Origin of the sequence: Acidiphilium sp. 20-67-58 (assembly GCF_002255515.1) — a bacterium.
In the GTDB taxonomy this organism is placed as follows: Bacteria; Pseudomonadota; Alphaproteobacteria; order Acetobacterales; family Acetobacteraceae; genus Acidiphilium.
This window is the reverse complement of the sequence record NZ_NCAS01000010.1, coordinates 65,014-87,601: the sequence shown is the minus strand read 5'-3', so window position 1 is coordinate 87,601 and position 22,588 is coordinate 65,014. Positions and strand designations below refer to the sequence as shown.

General features: G+C 66.7%; 18 protein-coding genes and 2 tRNA genes. 6 read left to right on the top strand and 14 right to left on the bottom strand.

Features of this window, described 5'->3' with window-relative positions; all coding sequences use genetic code 11:
- Positions 1–148 precede the first annotated feature (148 nt).
- From B7Z76_RS05575 to B7Z76_RS05530, 10 genes are all read right to left on the bottom strand, one after another.
- The gene (locus B7Z76_RS05575) at positions 149–1,561 is read right to left on the bottom strand and encodes a glycosyltransferase family 1 protein (RefSeq protein ID WP_291342665.1); all 1,413 of its coding nucleotides are present in this window, start codon (positions 1,559–1,561) and stop codon (positions 149–151) included.
- Positions 1,562–1,614: 53 nt separating this feature from the next.
- Entirely contained in the window at positions 1,615–1,866 is a 252-nt protein-coding gene (locus tag B7Z76_RS05570; protein WP_291342663.1) for a hypothetical protein, read from the bottom strand.
- A gap of 1 nt (position 1,867) precedes the next feature.
- A complete protein-coding gene (locus B7Z76_RS05565) occupies positions 1,868–2,164 on the bottom strand; it encodes a DUF1778 domain-containing protein (protein WP_291342662.1) in 297 nt (98 codons plus the stop codon).
- 78 nt (positions 2,165–2,242) lie between these two features.
- Positions 2,243–3,325, bottom strand: a complete 1,083-nt coding sequence (locus B7Z76_RS05560) for a tyrosine-type recombinase/integrase (protein WP_291342660.1) — start codon at positions 3,323–3,325, stop codon at positions 2,243–2,245.
- A 4-nt stretch (positions 3,326–3,329) separates the two neighbouring features.
- Positions 3,330–5,384: a tyrosine-type recombinase/integrase gene (locus B7Z76_RS05555; protein WP_291342658.1), complete on the bottom strand. Its 2,055-nt coding sequence runs from the start codon at positions 5,382–5,384 to the stop codon at positions 3,330–3,332.
- Positions 5,381–5,644 carry a helix-turn-helix domain-containing protein gene (locus tag B7Z76_RS05550; RefSeq protein ID WP_291342656.1) on the bottom strand — a complete coding sequence of 88 codons (264 nt, stop codon included), beginning with the start codon at positions 5,642–5,644 and terminating at the stop codon, positions 5,381–5,383. The genes B7Z76_RS05555 and B7Z76_RS05550 overlap by 4 nt, the downstream gene beginning before the upstream one ends.
- Positions 5,644–5,874 carry a hypothetical protein gene (locus B7Z76_RS05545; protein WP_291342654.1) on the bottom strand — a complete coding sequence of 77 codons (231 nt, stop codon included), beginning with the start codon at positions 5,872–5,874 and terminating at the stop codon, positions 5,644–5,646. Before B7Z76_RS05545 ends, B7Z76_RS05550 begins: the two co-directional genes overlap by 1 nt.
- Positions 5,875–5,968: 94 nt before the next feature.
- Positions 5,969–6,619 carry a hypothetical protein gene (locus B7Z76_RS05540; protein ID WP_291342652.1) on the bottom strand — a complete coding sequence of 217 codons (651 nt, stop codon included), beginning with the start codon at positions 6,617–6,619 and terminating at the stop codon, positions 5,969–5,971.
- Positions 6,616–7,839 carry a phage integrase central domain-containing protein gene (locus B7Z76_RS05535; RefSeq protein WP_291342651.1) on the bottom strand — a complete coding sequence of 408 codons (1,224 nt, stop codon included), beginning with the start codon at positions 7,837–7,839 and terminating at the stop codon, positions 6,616–6,618. The genes B7Z76_RS05540 and B7Z76_RS05535 overlap by 4 nt, the downstream gene beginning before the upstream one ends.
- 184 nt (positions 7,840–8,023) lie before the next feature.
- Positions 8,024–8,116: transfer RNA gene (locus B7Z76_RS05530), tRNA-Ser, on the bottom strand.
- 262 nt (positions 8,117–8,378) lie between these two features.
- Between B7Z76_RS05530 and B7Z76_RS05525 the strand changes: the two genes are divergently transcribed.
- On the top strand, positions 8,379–9,857 hold the full coding sequence (locus tag B7Z76_RS05525; RefSeq protein WP_174504150.1) for an oligosaccharide flippase family protein: 1,479 nt from the start codon (positions 8,379–8,381) through the stop codon (positions 9,855–9,857).
- A 16-nt stretch (positions 9,858–9,873) separates the two neighbouring features.
- On the opposite strand, the gene lipB is transcribed toward B7Z76_RS05525, so the two are convergent.
- The gene (lipB, locus tag B7Z76_RS05520) at positions 9,874–10,560 is read right to left on the bottom strand and encodes a lipoyl(octanoyl) transferase LipB (RefSeq protein ID WP_174504151.1); all 687 of its coding nucleotides are present in this window, start codon (positions 10,558–10,560) and stop codon (positions 9,874–9,876) included.
- Between the two features lie 24 nt (positions 10,561–10,584).
- On the opposite strand from lipB, the gene B7Z76_RS05515 reads away from it, so the two are divergent.
- The 5 genes from B7Z76_RS05515 (at position 10,585) to B7Z76_RS05495 (ending at position 17,315) form a co-directional block, all read left to right on the top strand.
- Positions 10,585–10,670: transfer RNA gene (locus B7Z76_RS05515), tRNA-Leu, on the top strand.
- A gap of 207 nt (positions 10,671–10,877) precedes the next feature.
- Positions 10,878–13,151 carry an NADP-dependent malic enzyme gene (locus tag B7Z76_RS05510; protein ID WP_174504152.1) on the top strand — a complete coding sequence of 758 codons (2,274 nt, stop codon included), beginning with the start codon at positions 10,878–10,880 and terminating at the stop codon, positions 13,149–13,151.
- Between the two features lie 177 nt (positions 13,152–13,328).
- Positions 13,329–15,263: an acetate--CoA ligase gene (gene acs, locus B7Z76_RS05505; protein WP_291342646.1), complete on the top strand. Its 1,935-nt coding sequence runs from the start codon at positions 13,329–13,331 to the stop codon at positions 15,261–15,263.
- A 13-nt stretch (positions 15,264–15,276) separates the two neighbouring features.
- A complete protein-coding gene (locus B7Z76_RS05500; RefSeq protein ID WP_291342644.1) occupies positions 15,277–16,122 on the top strand; it encodes an alpha/beta fold hydrolase in 846 nt (281 codons plus the stop codon).
- 440 nt (positions 16,123–16,562) lie between these two features.
- A complete protein-coding gene (locus tag B7Z76_RS05495; RefSeq protein WP_291342642.1) occupies positions 16,563–17,315 on the top strand; it encodes an HpcH/HpaI aldolase/citrate lyase family protein in 753 nt (250 codons plus the stop codon).
- 127 nt (positions 17,316–17,442) lie between these two features.
- On the opposite strand, the gene B7Z76_RS05490 is transcribed toward B7Z76_RS05495, so the two are convergent.
- From B7Z76_RS05490 to B7Z76_RS05480, 3 genes are all read right to left on the bottom strand, one after another.
- Complete coding sequence (locus B7Z76_RS05490) at positions 17,443–19,959, bottom strand: TonB-dependent receptor (protein WP_291342640.1); 2,517 nt, start codon at positions 19,957–19,959, stop codon at positions 17,443–17,445.
- 79 nt (positions 19,960–20,038) lie between these two features.
- Entirely contained in the window at positions 20,039–21,328 is a 1,290-nt protein-coding gene (locus tag B7Z76_RS05485) for an adenylosuccinate synthase (protein WP_174504155.1), read from the bottom strand.
- Positions 21,329–21,332: 4 nt separating this feature from the next.
- Positions 21,333–22,469, bottom strand: a complete 1,137-nt coding sequence (locus B7Z76_RS05480) for an ATP phosphoribosyltransferase regulatory subunit (protein WP_291342637.1) — start codon at positions 22,467–22,469, stop codon at positions 21,333–21,335.
- Between the last annotated feature and the right edge of the window lie 119 nt (positions 22,470–22,588).

Here is a 22,588-nt window from a genome sequence, read left to right as displayed (position 1 = left end):
GATAATCTGCTCGTCCGAAAACCTGCTCCGCTTCATTCGTCCGTCTCCTCGAGAAACGGACTCTACCCAAAAATGGCGCCAATTCAGGGGTGCACGTCAACTCGACACCATGGGTCGCGATCAGCGAGACATGGTATAATTAACAGCACTATGAATGACCCAACAAGCGCAACGTGGCAGCGGCGCTCTCGCGCCAGCTGACAGGGCGGAAGTGCTCACGGATCTCAGTCCGCCATGTAGCCAGTTCGGTCGGATTTTCTAACACCTCCTGCACCGTGCGCAGCGCATCTTGCAGGTCATCCGGGTCAAAATATCGGGCTAGCGCCCCCCCTGCTTCAGGCAAAGAAGTTGAGTTTGACGCCAAGCAAGGGACGCCATAAGCGAGGCTCTCCGTTACCGGTAAACCCCACCCCTCGTAAAAAGATGGAAAAAGAGTGAACTGGCAACTCTCGTAGAGTGCGGCCAGTTCGCCGTCACTTGGTGATTCGATCAACAGGACTTTGCCATCCAGCCAGTCAGCATTTTCCAGCTGCTGCATAAAGTCCGCCACCAGCCAGCCTACCCGACCGGCGAAGACTAAGGTAGGCAACTGCTCACGCGGCAGGATGGATAGCAGTTCCCGCCAAATGCGAAAGGCCAGAATGTGATTCTTCCGCGCCTCGATGGTTGATACGAACAACACGAAACTCCCTGCTGGCGGCAGGCGCTTTGTGCGCGAAGGAGCAAGAGGTTGGCCAAAGCCCGTGCCAATCGGAATCGGCACGGGAATGCCCTTTATTGCCATACTGGTTTGTGCGGCATAAGTTTCGACATCTCTGGCAGTTGTATGGGAGATAGTAATTATACGGTCCACGAGCGGTGCTACGCCGTGAAACCAGGAACGAAATGCTTTAGTAAGGTTTACATCGCACCATTCAGGTCGACGCAATGGTATGATGTCATATAATAATAATGCAAAAAACAAATTATATTTTGTGCAAGTAGTCTGTACCAGATTTGCATAATTTTTTATTCCCCAAGGTGAGCCGAGGCAGAGCAGCCAATCGCCTTCTGCCGCTTGGATCTCAAAATTGTACTGTAGTTTAGCGCTTGGCGGTCCGTGCCGGATTTTTCTGTCTTGTTTAATCCAAGATGCAATCGCGCGCAGTGCTACCGCAAGCTCTCGTATCGCAGCCACAGCTTCAACTAGAGCTGCCTGTCGGCGGGAGTTGCAGCGGCGCAGCGCTGCCGCAGCGGCAGTGGGCAGGGTGTTGACTAGTTTACGAATCAAGAGCCGGGTGCGCCCCACATTGCATATCTTTTGCTGTGGCGGCGGGAGGACGAGATCATCTGGCTTGGAAAGGATTTTAAACAGGTCTTCGATTTCCACAAACTCGACCTGGACGAACCCAGTTCCAGCCGTGTTATGACGAAGGAAGCGCACATCATGTGGCGCCAGAGCAACCAAGGCGCGCTGCAACTCGAAGGCCAGGCGCTGTATGCCACTTGGGCGGCTACCATGGCCCGCATATTGGAAGAAATCCTCAGTGTCGATCCAAATTCGCATCTTACTCTGCTTCATAATCGCCTGATTGCAAAAGATGGTTGAGCGATTTCAGCGGGTAGCGACTCAGTTCATTTGCGAAGACGAACGGAGACATGATTGCCGAGACTGAAATCGTCAAGACACGATATTGCTGGGCTGGATGGCGCTACGCAATAGGCGACAACGCGGCCGCTTTCGGTCACGACAAAGGTGCGGGTCGCGCCGCTGGCCTGTTTGGCGCGGGCGCGGCGCCTCAGCCAGTCATCCAGTGAGGCGACGCCGCAGTTGAGGCCGCTGATGTCGTGATGCTCGTCGAGCGGTTCGGGCGGGGTGAGGCGCACGTCATTCCCAGGGCTGGGTTGTCTTCAGGGCGCGCTGGAGGCGGGCATTCGGCCGCGGCGGTTCGTCGAGCCGCGCGCGGAAGGCGTCGAACGCATCTGGCGTTGCGAGAAACAGCGTGCGGTCGAGCAGGGCGTCTTCGGCGGCGCGGCGGGCGACGTCGATCACGAAGTCAGTCTGGGTCTTGCCGGTCAGGGCAGCGGCGCGGTCGATCAGCCCGCGGTCGTCGCTCCTGATCCGCAGGTTGAGCGTGTCGCGTCGGGAGGGTGGCGCAGAGGCTTGCTTGAGGGGTGCCATCATGAACCATCTAGGATGCTGTAACGCTTTTGTCATTACAATTCTGGGCGTGGGTGGGGACGTTCCGTTGCTTAGGCATGATCAGCGCCCCCTGCGCTTGCGGGTCAGCTTGCGCAGCCAGAGGCGGGAGATCTCCTGATCGTCGGATCGTGTGTATGTGCCGTGGACCATCTGTTCGCTGGTATGGCCGAGTGAAGCGGCGGCGAGGTCGGCATCGGCCGGATTGCGCAGGACGGTGGTCACCGCGAAGACATGGCGGAAGACGTGGCTGTTCAGGGAACGGCCCAGATGAAGCCGGCCGAATTTGGCGATACCCATGGCGACCGTCTTCTCAAGCGGTGGTTTGCCGCCGCGTGCGATCCATAGGAAGCCATGATCGAGGCGGTTGCCGAGAAGGGCGACGCGCCAGGCGCCGAGATAGGTTTCGAGCCGCTGCGCGAGTTCGGGGGGAACGTCGAAGAGCAGGAGGGCGTCGTTCTTGACGCCGGAGGGGAACATCAGCCGCCAGCGCGATCCATGCTGGCGCAGGTGTTCGCCAAGCCGGATCCGCGCGAGGTCGCTGAGCCGCAGGCCGAACAGGACGCAGAACGCTACCATCAGTGCGTTGCGCGCTTCCTGCGAGGTTTCGGTATCGCGTTGAATGACCGGCAGTGCATCGAAGGCGCTGTACGCGGCGGCGAGAACGCGGGCGGCGTCCGGGCGGGCGATCGGTTTGCGGGAGGCGAGTATTTCGGCGCGGGTCGGCTTCAGCGGGAGCGAATTCATCCAGCCGAGCGCTGCGCCGGGGAACAAAATACCGAGGCCGGCGCGCAGGCGGCGCAACTCCTCATGAACAGAGCCTGCCCGCAGGCGCTCGCGCATGAAGTCGGCATAGTCGTTCACCAGCTCGGGCGAGAGGAGGGGGCCGATCGATGCTGCCGGTATCAGCGCCCGGACATGGAGCAGATAGGCCAGGAAGCGGCCGACGGATTGTTCGAGCCCGCGGACTGTCGGCGTTTCGAGGCTGTGTAGGATGGCCTGCCGATCGAACAGGCCGTGCTTCTCCTTCACACGTTGCCAGCGCGCCCGATCTTCGGGCGGCCAGTTCGCCAGTGGCAGGCTACGGCGGTGTTCCTTGTTGCCCGGAACGGCATCGGGGCCGGGGTTTGGAGGGATGGCGGTCACGGACCTAGCCCTCCAGACTCGTCCGCAGCCGCCGGCGCCGGCGCTCAATCAGCTCGGCATACGCGCGGTTTGCGGCGCGGCCGCGTTGCGCTGCGTAGAATTTCAGCGTCGTCGCGGCGTTCTGGTGCCCGAGCACGCGCTGGGCGAGGGCGACGGCGCGCGGGTCTTCGTCGAGAATGACCGTGCCAACATAGGAGCGCATGAGATGCGAATTGACGTCGACGCCGAGCTCGCGGCCGATCAGCGCCCGGATCTGTGTGGCCATCGATCTCGAATCGAGGTGGCCGCCTGCCTGCCCCGGGAAGAGCGCGGTCGACTCGTCATGCAGCAGGATCGGGCGGAATCTGGTGACGTAGGTCTCCAGCATGCGCACCGTCTGGGCCGACAGCGCGCCTTCAACCATAGGCGCACGCTTGGAGGCGCGGCCGTTGGCGATTTTCACACCGGTGATCTTGCCCTTGGTGTTGCGCGCAAAATCGAGGGCGAGATCGAGGATCGCAAGATCGGCGACGCGCAGGGGTTTGTCGAACAGGATCGCCAGCGCGAGGGCGTATTTCGCGGTATCGGCGCCGCGCTTCATCTTGCCGGCCTCGGTGAATTTCAGCGCCTTGCGCCATAGTATTTCCGGCAGCTGCAGGAAGCGCCGCTCGATTTTCGGATCGTCGAATTGCGCGAGCCGTTCGAGTTTCTTGGCCGTGAAGCCGCGATGCTTCGCCCGCACCTCGCGGCATATCTCGAGAACCTGCTCCAGTTCGGCGGCCGGCAATTTGCCCCATTGGCGCGCGGCGGCTGCAAGGGCTTGTGCCGTGGCTTCCGCGCCGAGTGTCCATCCATTCTCCGCGCAATTCACCTCCCAATAATCGGTCAAGATCGCTTCGACCGCTGTGGGGGTGAGGATGGCTGCGAGAGAGGTCAGTGCAGCCGCGGGCCAGCCGCGTTTAACCAGCCGATGGGGCGCGAGGGCAAGAATATCGCCGCGTGTTCGCATGGTGCTCTTCGCGGCAGGGCCCCTGAAACCCTTTTCGAACGGTCCCGGATTGCGGAGCTTCGCGATATAGGCATTCAGGTCTGCCATGAAGCTCGGCGGGATGCCGTTGGCGTCATTGCGGATCGTGTTCGGGTTGCGGCGGGCAGGCAGTCCCTTGCCGGGGAAAGATTCCTGCTCGCGGCACAAGCGGTTCCACCGCGATTTGATCGTCGTCACTGTCTGGTCAGGCGCCTTGGCATTCGTGGCGGCGAGTGCGTCGTGATAGGCGTCGAGGTGTTCGAGCGAGACATCCCCGGGTGCGACATTGCGTTCTTCACAGAACACCGCGAAGCGCCGCATCGTCGGGCGGCTCAGATCGTCATCGCCCATCATGCCGAGCAGGCTGGCCCAGGCGGAAGTGGTGATCGGCCGGCGAGGCTCACGCGGCGGGAGCCAGCCCGTCTTGCGCTGGATCGCGGCGAGCGAGGCTTTGATATTATAGAGGCGTTTCGGCCCGGTTTTCTTCCGATCAAATTTCAAGCTCTTCAGGATCGGCCGCAGTGCGGCGGGATCGCACGGCAAGGGGGCTGCCGCGGAACCGTCCCGATTGCGGGGGCGGTGATCTTCCACCCATGCCACGTCGCGCCGGAGATCCTTGAGCCTTGCCGCCGGCAGGGTGTTGCTGGCCGCGAGCAGTTCGAGCGCCTCGGCGAATGTGGCCGGAGGTGTCGCGCAAACGACGACGTCGCCAGCAACGCGAGTGCGAGCATTGGCAGGGAGTGAGGTGGTCGTGGGATCGATGATCGCGCCGTCTCGATCAGCAGGTGCGACGTCGCTATCGTTACGCTCGGCACGTTGCGGCTGAGCCGGCTCGAGGATGTCGATCCCGGAGGTCACGTCGACTTTCTCCGGATGAACGGCGCTGAAGAGGTCTCTTTGCTTCACGCGCATCCTCCTGCACGCGCCTGCCTTCTTGCATGTGCGGGTGCGCGCAGTCGGGAAACCGTCAGCGGGCAAAGGCTCTTCAACTTGCGGCTGACGGTGGCCCGAGGTCGTCGCGAAGCCAGGAAATTGAAGCTGTGCAGCATTCATGGTTTTTCGCTCCGGCTGGCGGCCAGGAAGGCACCGAGATCAGCGTGCGAGACGCGGATCGCTCGGCCGATCCGATGAACGCGGAGGGCACCTTCGGCGATGCGCCGCCGTAGGGTCGAGAGCGACACATCCAACTGGTCAGCGACATCACGCAGCGGCATCAACCGGTCATTGGGAGCGCGATGACCATGGACGGAACCGCCAAGCGCGTCCTGATCGGCAGTTGCCGAAACATCTGCGTCGAAGGTAGCGTAGCTCATCACACCACCTCCGTACGGCGGCGCTTGGCGAACGGCATCGAAATCTTCGGTGCGGGCTGCTTGTCCAGCCACACAAGGCCAGCTTTCAGGTCTATCAGCGTGCGCCGGCCGACCTTGCGCGCCGATAGCTCGCCTGCGGCCAGCAATTCATATGTTTTGCTCCGGGAAATCCCCGTCCGCCTCACCCAGTTCGGTATTGAAACGAAGTTGGGCGCACCGTCTTGGCTCATCTTGTCACCTCTTGCGGTTGAGAACACGCGTGGATGATGCCGGACGGGCACGGGTTGTTGGATTATGGCAGGCCAGGTCGCTTTCGCTTTTCGATCAGGACGGGTTGCTGCCGCGAGCGGCAGACCGACCGTGAGCGCGCAGAATCTGGCGGACCCGCTGGACCGAGATTGTGCGGCCCTCTCGGGCAAGTAACCTGACGATGGCAGATGCCCGGCTGAGCGCAGGAAGGGTCATCGAATCATAGAGCTCACATACTTTCGCAGTCGTTGCTTCTGCCTCGCTTGAACGAACAGCAACCGCTCGACGACTTGCAACAGATTGGTGGTCTAGCAGGCATGACACCTGTTCAACCTGGTTCACCGCCCGGGCGAAATCCGCCTCGGCCTGCTCGATTGCCTGTTCCGACCGCATCCTGAGCCGGCCTGGGCCATGCTTTTCACCCGGTTTGCGAAACCGCAGGCGGCCATCCTTGTCGCGCTCGGCCTTTTCCGGGCTCCTTGCCTCGCCGGTTTGCGGATCGATCTCGGCCTCGAAATGCTGCAGATCGACCTGGCCGAGCCAAGCCTTGGCCTCGTCCAAGGACAGAGGCCGGCCACCCGCCTTGAGAACGGCGCGGATCTCTGCCAGCGCCGCGTCCGGATTGTGCCGGGGATCGCGCATCGATTCCGGCAGCGTCTTGATCCGCGGCGCCCGCGGGCGGCGGTTGCGGGGCTTCGGTGCCTGTTCGTCTTCATCGCGGGTCATAATGCGGAACCGTCCGACTCGGGGGAGGCGAGAGCATAGCGCGCCCAGTCGGTCATGAGATCCCGACGGCGGTCGAAGAAGTCGGTGCGCCGATAGGCGGCGACGACCTTGTCGCTCACCGTGTGCGACAGCGCGGCCTCGACCACTTCATGCCGATAGTCCGTCGCCTCGGCCGCCCAATCCCGGAAGGTGGAGCGGAACCCATGGGTCGTGATGTTCTCCCGCCCCATGCGGCGGAGCAGAATCAGCATTGCCATGTTGCTCAGTCCCGTGCCCCTCTTGCCGCCGGGAAACACGAACGCGGCCGGCGCCGGCGTTCCGGTCGCCGCCCGCATTGCGGCGAGGATCGCCAGCACCGGATCGGTCAGCGGCACGCGATGATCGCCCTGCCGCTTCTTCAGCCGCCACTCCGGGATCGTCCAGATTTTTGCGGCCAGATCGATCTCGCTCCAGGTCGCACCGATGGTTTCGCCCGATCGGGACGCCGTGAGGATCGTGAACGCCAGCGCCCGCGCCGCCACGCCCTCCTGCTGCGCCAGTTCGGCCATGAATGGCGGCAGATCGCGCCATTTCAGCGCCGGGTGATGCGCAACCCGGGCGATCCGCCCCTTGGCCGGCAGGACGTTCTCGAGCAAGCCCTTCCATCGCGCCGGATTGTCGCCCTGCCGCCAACCCTTGGTGGTGGCGTAGTCGAGGATTGATTCGATCCGCCCGCGCAGGCGGCTCGCGGTCTCCGGCTTGTCGGTCCAGATCGGCTTGAGCGCCTTGACCACGAGATCGAGGTCGATCGCGCCCACCGGCGTCTCGGCGAAGACCGGGTAGGCATAGGTCGCGAGCGTCGCCCGCCACTGCCCGGCGTGCTTGGCGTTGCTCCAGCCGGCCTGGTGCGCCTCGATATAGGCCTCGGCGCAGGTGGCGAAGGTCTTGCCGCGAACAGTTCTCGCCTCGCGCTGGGTCTGGCGGTGCTCGATCGGATCGATCCCGTCGAGCAGGAGGCGCCGGCATTCGATGGCGCGCATCCGGGCCTCGGCCAGGGACATCAGGGTGACGGGGCCGAGCCCCATCTCGCGCGCCCGGCCGCGGATCATGAACCGGAACGACCAGGATTTCGCCCCCGAGAGGGCGATCTGGAGGTAGAGATTGTTGCCGTCGCCATAAAGGCCGGGCGTGGTCAGCTTCGCGACCTTGAGCGGCGACAGCTTGTTAACGACTCGGGCCATGGCCGAATCTTACCCACAAAGTCACCCACGTGGAAACTCTGGATTCGGGCAAATCGGGGTGGATGAGCGTGGACGGAAATCTGGTTTAATGCACTGATTTCAAAGACTTTAGGGGATGGTGCCGGACAGTGCTGGATGTAGGGGTGGCGGAGGGGATGGGATTCGAACCCACGAGACGACTCTGTGGCGGAGGGGATGGGATTCGAACCCACGAGACGACTCTACATCGTCTAACGGTTTAGCAAACCGCCGCCTTCGGCCACTCGGCCACCCCTCCGCCGGGGTCACGGCGTATGCAAGGGTGTTCTTAGTGAGCCGGGGCGGGTTCGTAAAGGGTGTAACGCCCGGTTGTCCCGGTGGATGGGCAGAAATCTTTTCAGGATGTAATCTTCTTCCATGACGATCTGCGGATATCGCGCCCCGCTCTTGTTCACCCGGGTCTTGTTCGCCCCGGTCCTGTGCGCCCCGGTCCTGTGCGCCCCGGTCCTGCGCGTCCCGGTCCTGTGCGCCGGCTTCCGCGTGGCGGCGAGGGGGCAAGGGTGAGCCTGCAGCGCGGCGCGGCAAGGGGGACCGCGTGGAACCTGATCACCGTGCTCGGCGAGCGGAGTTTCGGCTTCGGCGTGCTGGTGATCCTGCTGCGGCATGTCTCGGTGCGGGATGTCGGGACGGTTGCCCTCGCCTCGGCGATTTCCGAACTCGCCCGCATGGTCACCGCCGGCGGGGCGGGCGAGCAGGTGGTCGCCGCGCCGGGGGACCGGGTGGTCGAGGCCGGGGCGTTCTGGGCGCAGCTGCTCCTCGCCGCGCTGGTCACCTGCCTGCTGTTTGCCGCCGCCGCACCCATCGCCGCCTATTACCGCGCGCCAGCCCTCGGCTGGGTGACCCGCGCGCTTTCGCTCAACATCCTGCTCGGCGCCTTCCTGATCGTGCCGGCGGCGCGGCTGTCGCAGGCGTTCAGGTTTCGCGCCCTCAGCCTCATGTCGGTCGGCAGTACGATTCTGGGCGGGGCGGTGGCGCTGGCGCTGGTGTTTCGCGGCTACGGGCTCGCGGCGCTGGTGGTCCAGCGCATGGTGGGGATCGCGTTCTACGCGCTCGCCTCGTCGATCGCCGCGGGCTGGCGGCCGCCGGCGCCGCCGCGCTGGACAGCACTTGCCGCCGCCCTGCGCTTCAACCTGCCGATGATGGGGGCGGCCTTCGTCGATTACCTCGCCCATACCGGTTATGTCGTGCTGGTGGGCATGCGGGTGCCGGTGGTGGCGGTGGGCGAGTTCAGGATCGCCCAGCGGCTGGCCGAGGTGTTGCAGGAACTCGCGATCCTGCCGGCGAGCAAGGTGTTCCTGCCGATTTTCGTCGCGGTGCGCGAGGAGCCCGCGCGGCGCTTCGCGGTGGCGCTGGCGCTGATGGACAGTCTGGCCATTCTCTCGCTCGGCGCGGCGGCGGTGAGCGGGGCGGTGGCGGGGCCGCTGGTGGCGCTGATGTTCGGCGCGCGCTGGGCCAGTGCGGCGCCGGTATTCGCGGCACTCAGCCTGATCGTGCCGGCCTCGACGATCTATGCCTTCGTCAAGCCGATGCTGACGGCGCTGCGCCGGCCGGGGCTGGTTTCGGCCTTCGCCGCGATGAATGCCGGCACGATCGTGCTCGCCGCCTGGATCGCGGCGCCGTTCGGGCTGGTGCCGCTCGGCTGGGCGCTCTCGGCGCGCGGGCTGCTGGTGGCGCTGCTGATGCTGCCGGCGCTGTCGATCGGGATCGGCAAGCCGGCCTGGCCGCTGCTGCGGCTGATGGTCGCACCGGTTGCCGCATTGATCGCCGCCCGGCTCGGCACCGCGGCGCTGATGGCGGAACTGTCGCTTGCGTTCGGCTTAGCGCCGGGGCTGCGGTTGCAGCTCGTCATCGGCGGCGGGGCGGCGGGGGTGATGTTCGTCGCGGTGATGCTGGCGCTCGCGCCACGGCGGATGACCGGCATGGCGCGGCGGCTGACCTCGGCCTTTCGCCGCGCGCCGGCGGTGCCGGTCGCGGGCTGAACGGCGGCGGCTTTCTTCAGGCGGGTGTGGGCGTTGTGCCGAAGACCTCGGCGAAGGCATCGGCCAGGGCTGCATCGACCGCTTCCATCGGGGCGGCGATGCCGAGTGCGGCGAGCGAGGTGACGCCGTGCGCGCTGATGCCGCAGGGCACGATGCCGCCGAAGCGGCCGAGATCGGGGGCGACGTTGAGGGCGATGCCGTGATAGCTCACCCAGCGCGACACCCGCACCCCGATCGCCGCGATCTTGAACTCGCGGCCGGCAGCATCGGCGACCCAGATGCCGACCCGGTCGGCGCGGGTTTCGCCGCGCACGCCGAATCCGGCCAGGGCCGCGATCAGCCAGGATTCGAGCCCGGTCACATAGCCCCGCAGGTCGCGCGGCGGGACCGTGCCATGCGGACGCGACAGGTCGAGCATGACATAGGCGACGCGCTGGCCCGGCCCGTGATAGGTCCACTGGCCGCCGCGGCCGGTGCGGAAGACCGCGGCGTCGCCGGGGCGCAGCAGATCCGCCTCGCGCGCCGAGGTTCCCGCCGTGTAGAGCGGCGGATGCTCGACCAGCCAGACGCGCTCGGCCGCCTCGCCGGCGTTGATCGCCGCCGCGCGGGCCTGCATTTCCGCCAGTGCGGCGGGATAATCGGTCAGGCCGGGCGCTTTTGCCCATTCGATGTGGTCCTGGGTTGTTGATACGGCGCGCGCCATCGGCTATAGCGCTCCCGCTGCGAGGCGGTCGTGGCGGAATGGTAGACGCGCAAGCTTGAGGTGCTTGTGGGGGAAACCCTGTGGAAGTTCGAGTCTTCTCGACCGCACCAACGCTCCGGGATTTGCCCGGAGCGGCCCGAGAGGCCCGGAGCTTTGAAGCCCGGAGTCGTGGAGACCGGAGTAATGGCCCCCGAAGCGGTTGGCCCCGAAACGCGCCAAATCTGACAAACTCGTCATCGCTATCCTGCCATGTGAATGCCCGGTTGTCCGGGCGACCCTGATCGCGCATTCTGGTCCGACCCAGGGAGGGACCGGATATGGATGAAGCGCTACGCAAGGCCGCACTCGATTACCACCGCCATCCGCGGCCGGGCAAACTCGCGATCACGCCGACCAAGCGCATGGAGACCTCGCGCGACCTGGCGCTGGCCTATTCGCCGGGTGTCGCGGCGGCGTGCCTGGCCATTCGCGACGATCCGGACACCGCGTTCGACTACACGATCCGCGGCAATCTCGTCGCCGTGATCACCAACGGCACGGCGGTGCTCGGCCTTGGCAATATCGGCGCCCTCGCCTCCAAGCCGGTGATGGAGGGCAAGGCCGTCTTGTTCAAGAAATTCGCCGGGATCGACACGTTCGACATCGAGGTCGACCAGCCGGACCCGGACAAGTTCATCGAGGTGGTGGCGGCGCTGGAGCCGAGCTTCGGCGGCATCAACCTCGAGGACATCAAGGCGCCGGAATGTTTCCGCATCGAGCAGACGCTGCGCGAGCGGATGAACATTCCCGTGTTCCACGACGACCAGCACGGCACCGCCATCATCGTCGGCGCCGCCGTGCAGAACGCGATGCTCGTGCAGGGCAAGACGATCGACGATGTCAGGATCGTCACCTCCGGCGCGGGGGCGGCGGCGATTTCCTGCGTGCGCATCCTGATCGCGCTTGGCGCCAATCCCGAGAATATCGTGATGACCGATATCGAGGGGGTGATCTACAAGGGCCGGCCGAACCTGAACGAGACGCTGGAGCCCTTCGCCCGCGACACCGCGGCGCGGACCCTGCCGGAGGTGCTGGACGGGGCGGACATCTTCCTCGGCCTCTCCGCGCCCGGCGTGCTCAAGCCCGAATGGCTGGACAAGTTCGCCGCCAATCCGCTGATCCTCGCGCTGGCCAATCCGGAGCCGGAAATCCGCCCCGAGCTGGTCGCCGAGCGGCGGCCGGATGCGATCGTCTGCACCGGGCGGTCGGATTTTCCGAACCAGGTCAACAACGTGCTGTGCTTTCCCTTCATTTTCCGCGGCGCGCTGGATGTGGGGGCGACCGCGATCACCGAGGGGATGAAGCTCGCCGCCGTCACCGCGATCGCGGAACTGACGCGGATCGAGGCGTCCGAGACGGTGGCGGCGGCCTATGGCGGCGTCGCGCCGGTGTTCGGGCGGGACTACATCATTCCCAAGCCGTTCGACCCGCGGCTGATCCTGCATATCGCCCCGGCCGTGGCGCGGGCGGCGATGGATGAGGGGGTGGCGCGGCGGCCGATCGCGGATTTCGACGTCTACCAGCACGATCTCGAACGCCTCGTGTTCCGCTCGGGCCTGCTGCTGCGCCCGGTGATCGAGGTCGCGCGCTCGGCCAAGGTGAGGATCGTCTATGGCGAGGGCGAGGACGAGCGCACGCTGCGCGCGGCGCAGAGCGTGATCGATGACCGGATGGGCACGCCGCTGCTGGTCGGCCGGACGGCCGCGATCATGCAGCGGATCGCCGCACTCGGCCTGCGGATGAAGCCGGAGCAGGATTTCCGCATCATCGATTTCGAGCGCGAGCAGGGGCTGTTCCGCCGGCTGCTGGAAAATTACCAGCATATCGTCAACCGCCGCGGCGTGCCGCCGGATGCGGCACAGCGCCAGCTCTCGCGCCGGCCGACCGTGGCCGCCGGCATGCTGCTCGCCGCCGGCGAAGCGGATGCGGCGATCTGCGGCGGGCTCGGCGACTGGTCGCGCCAGTTCCGCTACGCGATGCCGATCATTCCGCGCAAGCCGGGGATCAAGCGCGTATCGGCGATGACCGCGCTGATCCTGCAGAGCGGCAACCTGTTTTTCTGCGACACGCATGTGAACGAGGATCCATCGTCGGAGGACATCGCCGAGATGACCCATCTGGCGGCGGAGATGGTGTCGCATTTCGGGATCACGCCGAAGGTGGCGCTGCTGTCGCACTCGAATTTCGGGGCGTCGAACTCGGCTTCGGCGCGGAAGATGCGCCGGGCGCTGGCGCTGATCCACGCGCAGGACCCGGAGCTTGAGGTCGATGGCGAGATGCACGCCGACGCGGCACTGTTCGAGCCGATCCGCACCCGCTCGGTGTGCGACAGCCGGCTGACCGGCCCGGCCAACCTGCTGGTGATGCCCTCGATCGACGCGGCGAATATCGGCTTCAACCTGCTCAAGGCGGCGGGCGAGGCGGTGACGGTCGGGCCGTTCCTGCTCGGCCTGTCGAAGCCGCTGCATATCGCGATCCCGAGCGTGACGGCGCGCGGGCTGGTGAACATGAGCGCGGTCGCGGCGATGGAAGCCGCGCTGAGGGCAGGTTAGCGCTGGCGTCCCTGAGCGCGCATGCGGGATCGGCTGGACGATCCCGCCTGCGCGCACGGGCCCCTTGATCCCGTGCGCGCAGGCGGTGGTTTTTCGCAGCGCAATACTTTCGGTTCCCGCACAAACATGTCATAGGGGAAAAAAAACGAGCCTAATAAATTTGATGAGGAACCGAGCATGTCGCATCCCGAAATCATTCCCGTGAAGCCGGAAATCGCCGCCGGCGCGCTGATCAACCGCGCGAAGTATGACGACATGGCCCGCCGTGCGGCGGAGAACCCGGAGGCGTTCTGGGGCGAGGAATGCAAGCGGATCACCTGGATGACGCCGCCCACCCGGATCAAGAATGTCAGCTTCACCGGCGACGTCTCGATCAAGTGGTTCGAGGATGGCGTGCTGAACGCTTCCGCCAACTGCCTCGACCGGCATCTGGCGACGCGCGGCGACCAGGTCGCGATCATCTGGGAGGGCGACGATCCTAACGACCAGAGGCACGTGACGTATCGCGAGTTGCACGCCGAGGTGTGCCGCATGGCGAACGTGCTGAAATCGCTCGGCGCGCGCAAGGGCGACCGGGTGACGATCTACATGCCGATGATCGTCGAGGCGGCGGTGGCGATCCTCGCCTGCGCGCGGATCGGCGCGATCCATTCCGTGGTGTTCGGCGGGTTCTCGCCGGATAGCCTCGCCAACCGCATCCAGGATTGCGACAGCTCGATCCTGGTCACCGCCGATGAAGGCCGGCGCGGCGGGCGGAAGGTGCCGCTGAAGGCGAATGTCGACGCGGCGGCGAAATCCTGCCCGATGCTCAAGAAGGTCGTCGTGGTGAAGGCGACCGGCGGTGCGGTGGACATGCAGGACGGCCGCGACGTGTGGTATCACGAGGCGGCGGCGACCATGCCGCTCGACTGCCCGCCGGAGCCGATGAACGCGGAAGACCCGCTGTTCATCCTGTATACCTCGGGCTCGACCGGCAAGCCCAAGGGCGTGCTGCACACCACCGGCGGCTACATGGTCTGGGCCAGCTTCACCCATCAATACGTGTTCGATTATCACGAGGGCGAGGTGTACTGGTGCACCGCCGATGTCGGCTGGGTGACGGGGCACACCTATATCGTGTACGGCCCGCTCGCCAATGGCGCGACGACGCTGATGTTCGAGGGCATCCCGAACTATCCCGACACCAGCCGCTTCTGGCAGGTGGTGGACAAGCACAAGGTCAACATCTTCTACACCGCGCCGACCGCGATCCGCGCGCTGATGCGCGACGGCGAGGGGCCGGTGAAGAAGACCTCGCGCGCCTCGCTGCGGGTGCTGGGCTCGGTCGGCGAGCCGATCAACCCGGAAGCGTGGCTGTGGTATTACCGCGTGGTCGGCGACCAGCGCTGCCCGATCGTGGATACGTGGTGGCAGACCGAGACCGGCGGCATCCTGATTTCGGCGCTACCGGGCGCGATCGACCAGAAGCCCGGCTCGGCGACGCTGCCGCTGCCCGGCGTGAAGCCCGTGCTGGTGGATGGCGACGGCAACGTGCTGGAGGGGGCGACGGAGGGCAATCTTTGCCTCGCCGACAGCTGGCCGGGGCAGATGCGCACCGTCTATGGCGATCACGAGCGGTTCATCCAGACCTATTTCTCGACCTTCCGCGGCTTCTACTTCTCCGGCGACGGGGCGCGCCGCGACGAGGACGGGTATTACTGGATCACCGGCCGGGTGGATGACGTCATCAACGTCTCCGGCCACCGGATGGGCACCGCCGAGGTCGAGAGCGCGCTGGTGGCGCACGCCGTCGTGGCCGAGGCCGCGGTGGTGGGCTTCCCGCACGACATCAAGGGCCAGGGCATCTATGCCTATGTCACGCTCGTCGCCGGCCAGGAGCCGACCGAGGAGCTGCGCAAGGAGCTGGTGATGTGGGTCCGCAAGGAGATCGGCCCGATCGCGGCGCCGGATGCGATCCAGTGGGCGCCGGGCCTGCCGAAGACCCGCTCGGGCAAGATCATGCGCCGCATCCTGCGCAAGATCGCCGCCAACGAGACCGACAGCCTGGGCGATACCTCGACCCTCGCCGATCCGGGGGTGGTGGACGACCTCGTGCGCAACCGGCTGGGCTGAGCGGCCGCCGGCGGTGGGCGGGACGATCGAGCACGAGGCCGGCCGGGTCCATCGGGTGATGGGCTCGGGCGGCGTTGGGCTGCATGTGCGCGAATGGGGGGCGGAAACGGCGCCGCCCATCCTGTTCATCCATGGCTGGTCGTCCTGCTATCTCGCCTGGCGCGGGCAGTTCGACAGCGCGCTGCGCGAACGGTTCCGCCTCGTCTGCATGGATTTGCGCGGGCACGGGTTTTCCGACCGGCCGCTCGACCCCGAGCTGTACCAGACCGGCGCGCATTGGGCGGATGACATCGCCGCGGTGATGATCGCGCTCGGCCTGCGCCGGCCGGTGCTGGTGGCGGCGAGCTATGGCGGCTATGTCGTCGGCGATTATCTGGCCCGGCATGGCACGCGGAATGTGAGTGCGGTGAATTTCGTCGGCGCCGCGGTGATTTCCTCGAATCCGCCGGTGCATATCGGCCCCCGGTTCATCGAGGGCGCGGTGATGGCGGCGAGCGACGATCCGGCGGTGATGATCGAGGGGGCGCGCAGCGTGATCCACGCCACCACCCACCTTCCGCTGCCGGCGGCGGATGCCGAGCGGGCGCTGGCGGGTTTCATGCTCACCCCGCCGGCGGTGCGCGCCTTCCTGCTGATGCGCACGCTCGACTTCACCGACACGCTGGCCGAGCTTGACCGGCCGGTTCTGGTGACCCAGGGCGAGGAGGACGATATCGTGCTGCCGGCGATGGCGCGGCATATCGCCGAGACGGTGCCGCAGGGCCGACTCTCGCTCTATCCCGAATGCGGGCACACGCCGCAATACGAATTCGCCGAGCGGTTCAACCGGGAACTCGACGCCCTCGCCGCCGCGGTCTGAGCCGCGCCGCAGACATTCAGGTTATGCGATAAGTTCATGGCGGCTTCATGCCGTCACCCCTTTTCCGGGGCGTTCCGAATATTATCTGATAGGAAGGCCGGTTGATCCCGGCCACGTGTTTCGGCAGCGATGCCGTTTGCCATCCGGTCCTGACCGACCGGATAGGGGTCTTCGGATCCCGACGTCTCCCAGACGTGAAGCCTCCCTGTTGACTGCCCCGCCGGTGATCCGGCGGGGCTTTTTTGTGTCATTTCAATGAATCCTAGCCTCGTCGATCGACGATCGCAATCGCGCGATGGGGACCGGCGCGGTTTCGCGACGAAGTGTTGCAGGGCCGACACGCTGCGGGGGCGGCGCGGTTTGTCTCTCGCGCCCACGGCGCGGTTTGTCTCCGTCGCCGAGCTATGGAATGCTGGCGGCAAATGATGCGGGAGGACGCGATGACGCTGCAACAACACTGGAACGCCGGCCGCGCCGTGCTGAATGGCTGGCTGTCGGTTCCGGCCGGCTTCGCCACCGAGCTGATGGCGCGGCAGGGCTGGGACAGCCTGACGGTCGACATGCAGCACGGGCTGGTGGATTATTCCGGCGTGGTGCCGATGCTGACGGCGATGGCCAGCGCAGCGGTGGTGCCGATGGTGCGGGTGCCGTGGTTCGACCCGGGAATCGTGATGAAGTCGATCGATGCGGGCGCGCTCGGCGTGATCTGCCCGATGATCAATTCGCGGGCGGAGGCCGAGGCCTTCGTCTCCTGCCTGCGCTACGCGCCGCGCGGCCGGCGCAGCTATGGGCCGATCCGCGCCGCCCTCGTGCATGGCGCCGATTACGCGCGCCGCGCCGATGACATGGTGACCGGCTTCGCGATGATCGAGACGCGGGCGGCGCTGGAGGCGATCGACGAGATCGTGTCGATCCCGGAGCTGGACGCGGTCTATATCGGGCCGAACGACCTCGCCCTCTCGCTCGGCGAGGCGCCGCGGTTCGATCCGGAAAATTCGCCGGTCTATGACGCGATCCTGCACATCCTTGCCCGGGCGAAGCATCACGGCAAGCGCGCCGCGGTACATACGGGCTCGCCCGCCTATGCGCGCAAGATGGTCGCGGCGGGGTTCGATCTCGTCACCGTCGGCTCGGATGCCGCCTTCATCGCCCAGGGGGCGGCGGCCGCGGTGCAGGCGTTCCGCGGCGGCTGAGCCGCGCCGTGGCGCGATGATGAACAGAGCACGACATCCGATCCAGCAGGATCGGATGATGCTCTATTATATTGATATTCCGAGCATCTTTATCCGATCAGATGATCCCATCTGATCGGATGATGCTCTAGAACTTCACCTTCACCCCCGCATAGCCGGCGATCGGTGCTGCCGTGGAATAGGCGCGGTTGTCGGCGGCATAGGCCGGGCCGAGCACATAGGCGATGCCGGCGGGGTTGGAGAAGCCGCCATAGACGTAATAATGCGCGTCGGTGAAGTTATCGACCTCGCCGAAAAGGGTGACGCGCGGTGTCAGCCGGTAGCTGGTGGTGAAGTTCAGCACGACGAAGCCGGGCAGCTTTGGCTGCTGGTTCGACTGGTCGCCATGCAGATACGTCCCGGTCTGCGCGTTGGCCGACAGGCCGAGCTTCCAGGCCGTGGTCGCCTTGTAGTCGGCGCCGAACTTGAACAGGTTCTCCGGCACGCCGGCCAGATGGTCGCCCGGGCGGACCGTGATCACCCCGCCGATATTCGAGGGGCTGTGCGAGGCGACCCGGAAGCTGCTCTGATACGTCGCCTCGATCAGCGAGTCGTTGAAATACGCATCCCATTTCGGGAAATCGAGCCGCAGGGCGAGATCGGCGCCCTGGCGCAGCACGCCGCCGATATTGGCGAAATAGCCGTTGGTGTTGTTGTTGAGGTTGGTGGCGAGGAACTCGACGTCGTCATTGGCGCGGATGTGGTAATAATCGAGATTGTAGGTGAGCGTGCCGTTGCCGCCCACCAGCAGCGCCCCGCGAATGCCGGCTTCCAGACTGTCGGTGACGGTCTGCTTCAGGTTGGGATCGAAGGTGATGAAGTTCGACAGGGTGCAGGGGTCGGTCGGGTTGGCGCAGGTCAGCTCGGCCGGGGTGGGCGCGGCATTGGCCTGCGAATAGCTGCCATAGAGCGAGGCGAGCGGGGTCAGCCGGTAGCTGAAGCCGAGGCTCGGGTTGAAATGCTCGTAATTGTGGTGCCCGCTGAGATCCGCCGGGTTCTGCACCTGCCCGGCGGCGAGCGCGCTGGCGGCCTCGGTATTGTGCAGGTCGATCTGGGCGATGTTGAGCCGCCCGCCGAGCGTGAGGGTGAGGCGGGGCGTCAGGTCGAGCGAATCCGAGGCGTAGAGGCCGTAATAGGCGTTGCGGATGTTCTCGGCCGAGGGCAGGGCGCCTGGCTCGTCGGTCTGGTAGCCGAGACCGCCGCCCGGCGGCGGGGCGTAGACGCGGGCGGCGTTGAGCAGGCCGTCGAAATTGGTGGCGGAGAAGGTGGTGAAGCCGCCATCGAAGCTGGCGCCGGCGATCAGGTGGTTCTTCAGCCCGAACAGCACGTCCTTGCGGCTGAGCTGGGCGGTGGCGCCGTAGCCGTCGGTGTTGGTGCTGTTCACCGCGAGCGAGCCGTAGCCGATGAAACCGGACGGCACGGCGAAATAGGGCACGGTGCCGCCGCCGAGCAGGGTCGCCGGGTTCGACGAGCCCAGCCCGCAGAGATGGCTGGTCGAGCCGTCGGTGCATTGCGCATCGACTGGCCCGTTGCCGTTGATCAGGTGCTCGCGCAGATGGTCGTAATAGAGGACGGCCTGGATCGAGCTGTGATCGTCGATCTGGTCGTTCAGGGTGGCGGCGACGCGGCTATAGGTGTCCTCGATCGAGTTCGGGCCGGTATATTCGGCGTTCGGCGCGATCGCGAGCAGCTTCGCCGGCACCGTTGCCGGGCCGTTGAGGAAGGAATGGCCGAACATCGCGTTGATGTGCAGCTCGGCATGCGGGCCGCGCCAGCCGAGATCGGCATAGGCGCTTTCGAGGGCGGAGGATTGCAGGTCGCGCCAGCCGCCGGAGCGCGCGCCCTGCACCGCGATATAGGCGGCGGTGTCGCCGTGGCTTATGCCGTACTGGCCGTTGCCGCGCAGCGTGCCGAAGGAGCCGCCGGAGAGTTCGACCTCGCCACGATGATAGGTGAAGCCGTTCTTCATCTGCACGCTGAGCGCGCCGCCGAGGGCGTTGAGGCCGAACAGCGGGTTGGCGTCCTCGACGCTGATATGCGCGATCGCCGCCTGCGGCAGCACGCTCCAGAGGGCGAGGTCGCCGAAGGGGACGTTGAAGCGCGCGCCATCGACATAGACGCTGATGCCCTCGGGCGTGCCCTGGATCGGCGAGAGGGTGAAGCCGTGATAGATGATGTCCGGCTGGTAGGGGTTGGCCTGGCTGTTTTGCAGGTTGACGCCGGAGGCGGAGCGGCCGAGGGCGGCGACGACGCTCGGGTTGCCGCCGACATTGATCTGCCGGCTGCCGAATTGCTGCACGAGGGCGGGCCATTTCGCCGCGTTGATCGCCGCACCGGCGAGCGGGGCGACATTGACCCGGATGGTGCGGATCGTGATCGGCGCCTTTGCCGTGGCAGCGGGTGATGTGGCCGGCGGTGTAGCGGGGGCGATGGGGGCGACGATCAGGGGCGCCTGGGCGGTGCCCGGAGCTGTGCTGCCCGGAGCTATGCTGCCCGGTGCGGCCTGCGCCATCGCGACACCGCCGGCGGCGAGCGACGCCGCCAGCACCGCCATGCCGTGCCGGGCGAGGCGCCGCGCGCGGGGGTAGGCGTGTTTCGTCGTCATCGTCGTTTCCTCCATGTCCGGGGCGGTCGTTGCCGCCGCCGCGCCGCCTGTCACGGCGCGGGATTGTGCCGCGTTGCGCTCAGTCGGCGAAGGGGTCCTGCATCAGGATGGTGTCGTCCCGCTCGGGGCTGGTGGAGAGCAGGGTCACCGGGCATTCGACCAGTTCCTCGATGCGGCGGACATATTTGATCGCCTGCGCCGGCAGGTCGGCATAGGAGCGGGCGCCGCGGGTCGAGCCGGACCAGCCCTCGATGGTTTCATAGACCGGCTCGGCCCTGGCCTGCGCCGCGGCGCCGGGCGGCAGATGGGGCAGGGTTTCGCCGTCGATCCGGTAGCCGACGCCGATTTGCAGCGTGGTCATGCCGTCGAGCACGTCGAGCTTGGTCAGCGCGAGGCCCTGGATGCCGCCGACCTTGACCGCCTGGCGGACCAGTGCGGCGTCGAACCAGCCGCAGCGGCGGGCGCGGCCGGTGATGGTGCCGAACTCATGCCCGCGCTCGCCGAGCAGGCGGCCGATCTCGTTGTCCTGCTCGGTCGGGAAGGGACCGGAGCCGACGCGGGTGGAATAGGCCTTGGCGATGCCGAGCACGCGGCCGGCCGCATCCGGCCCGACGCCGGCGCCGGCGGCGATCTGGCCGGCGACGGTGTTGGATGAGGTGACGAACGGGTAGGTGCCGTGATCGACATCCAGCATCACCGCCTGCGCGCCCTCGAAGAGGATGCGGGCGCCGGATTTCTTCGCCTCGGCCAGGCGTTCCCAGACCGGCTCGGCGAAGGGCAGGATCTGCGGCGCGAGGGCGAGGAGCTGGTCCATCAGTTCGGCCTTGCCGAACACGGGCGCGCCGAGGCCGGCGAGCAGCGTGTTGTGGTGCAGCAGCAGCTCGTCGAGCCGCCAGTCGAGCGTTTCGGGTTCGGCGAGGTCGCAGACGCGGATGGCGCGGCGGGCGACCTTGTCCTCATAGGCGGGGCCGATACCACGGCCGGTGGTGCCGATGCGGCGCGCGCCGCGGGCGGCCTCGCGCGCGGCGTCGAGGGCGGCGTGCAGCGGCAGGATCAGCGGCGCGTTGTCGGCGATGCGCAGGGTTTCGGGGGTGACGTTCAGCCCCTGTTCGCGCACCCGGCCGATTTCGGCGAGCAGGGCCACCGGGTCGACCACCACGCCATTGCCGATCACGCCGAGCTTGCCGCGCACGAGGCCGGAGGGGAGCAGGGAGAGCTTGTAGGTCTGGTTGCCGACCACGAGCGTGTGCCCGGCATTGTGCCCGCCCTGGAAGCGGACGACGACATCGGCGCGGGAGGCCAGCCAGTCGACCACCTTTCCCTTGCCTTCGTCGCCCCATTGCGCGCCGATGATGGTGACATTTGCCATGGCGTTATCCTTCGAGCGGAACGGCGCGTCCGTCGCGCCAGAGATGGGAGCAGGACAGGCGGCGCGCCTCCTCGGCGTCATCCGCCGCGGCGGCGAGGCCGCGAATGGTGGCGAAGCCCTCGGCGCGGGCGCGCGCGCCGGCATCGGCCGGCGTGAAGGCGGGCAGGAACAGCCGCGGGCGCAAGGCAGGGCGCGGGGCGACGGCGAGGATCGTGTCGGGATAGAGGGTGATGCCGGTCGCCGATTCGCCATTGTCGCAGAGATAGCGCCCGCCGCGGCCGAACTCTGCCTGGCGGCCGGGCGCGAAGATCGTGAGCGCGACGCCGGTATGGTAGCGATAGCCGCGGAACTCGACCGGGTCGATGGTCAGGCGCAGCGCCGGCATCAGGGTGCGGATGGCGGCGACGGTCGCGCTCAGCCGGTCCGCCAGGGTGCGGACCGGGGCGGGCAGGTCGATCGCGGCGAGGCGACCGATCGCGGTGTCGGCGGTGCCGGCGGCATCGAGCAGGGCGAGCAGGGTCGGCGCCAGCGCGCCGCCATGGGCGGCGATCTCGGCGGCGTCCTTGCGGTCGAGCGCGCGGACGAGGGCGGCGTGGGCCGACGTGTCGCCCAGCAGGGCGGGGATCAGCGGCGGCATGGTCAGGTCGACGCTGACCTCGCCGATGCCGGTGGCGGCGAGGGCGGCGGCGGCGGTGACGATGATTTCAGCGTCGGCCTCGGGCACGTCCGGCCCGATCAGCTCGATGCCGGCCTGCGCGACCTGGCGCTCGGGGGCGAGCTGCGAGCCGCGCACCAGCAGGCATTGCCCGGCATAGGCGAGGCGCAGCGGCCGTGCGGCGGCGGCGAGCCTCGTCGTGGCGATGCGGGCGATCTGCGGCGTGGTGTCGGCGCGCACGCCCATCATGCGCTGCGATTCGGGGTCCATCAGCCGGAAGGTCTGCTCGGCCACGGCGGCGCCGCTGCCGGCGAGCAGCGTGGTCTCGAACTCGACCAGCGGCGGCTTGACCCGCTGATAGCCATGCGCGCCGAAACTCGCCGTCAGCGTTTCGGTCAGCCGTGCCTCGGCCTCGGCGTCCGGCGGCAGCAGGTCGGTGAAGCCCGCGGGCAGCAGAGCGGGGTGGGGCGGCAGGTCGTCGGTCATGTCGATACGGGTTCCGGCGCGGCGTGGGAAAGGCCCGAAGGGACCGGGCTCGCGCGGCCTATAGCATCCGGTGCGGCCGGGGCCAATTCGGGGTGGAAATCACCCGCGCCGCGTGGCAA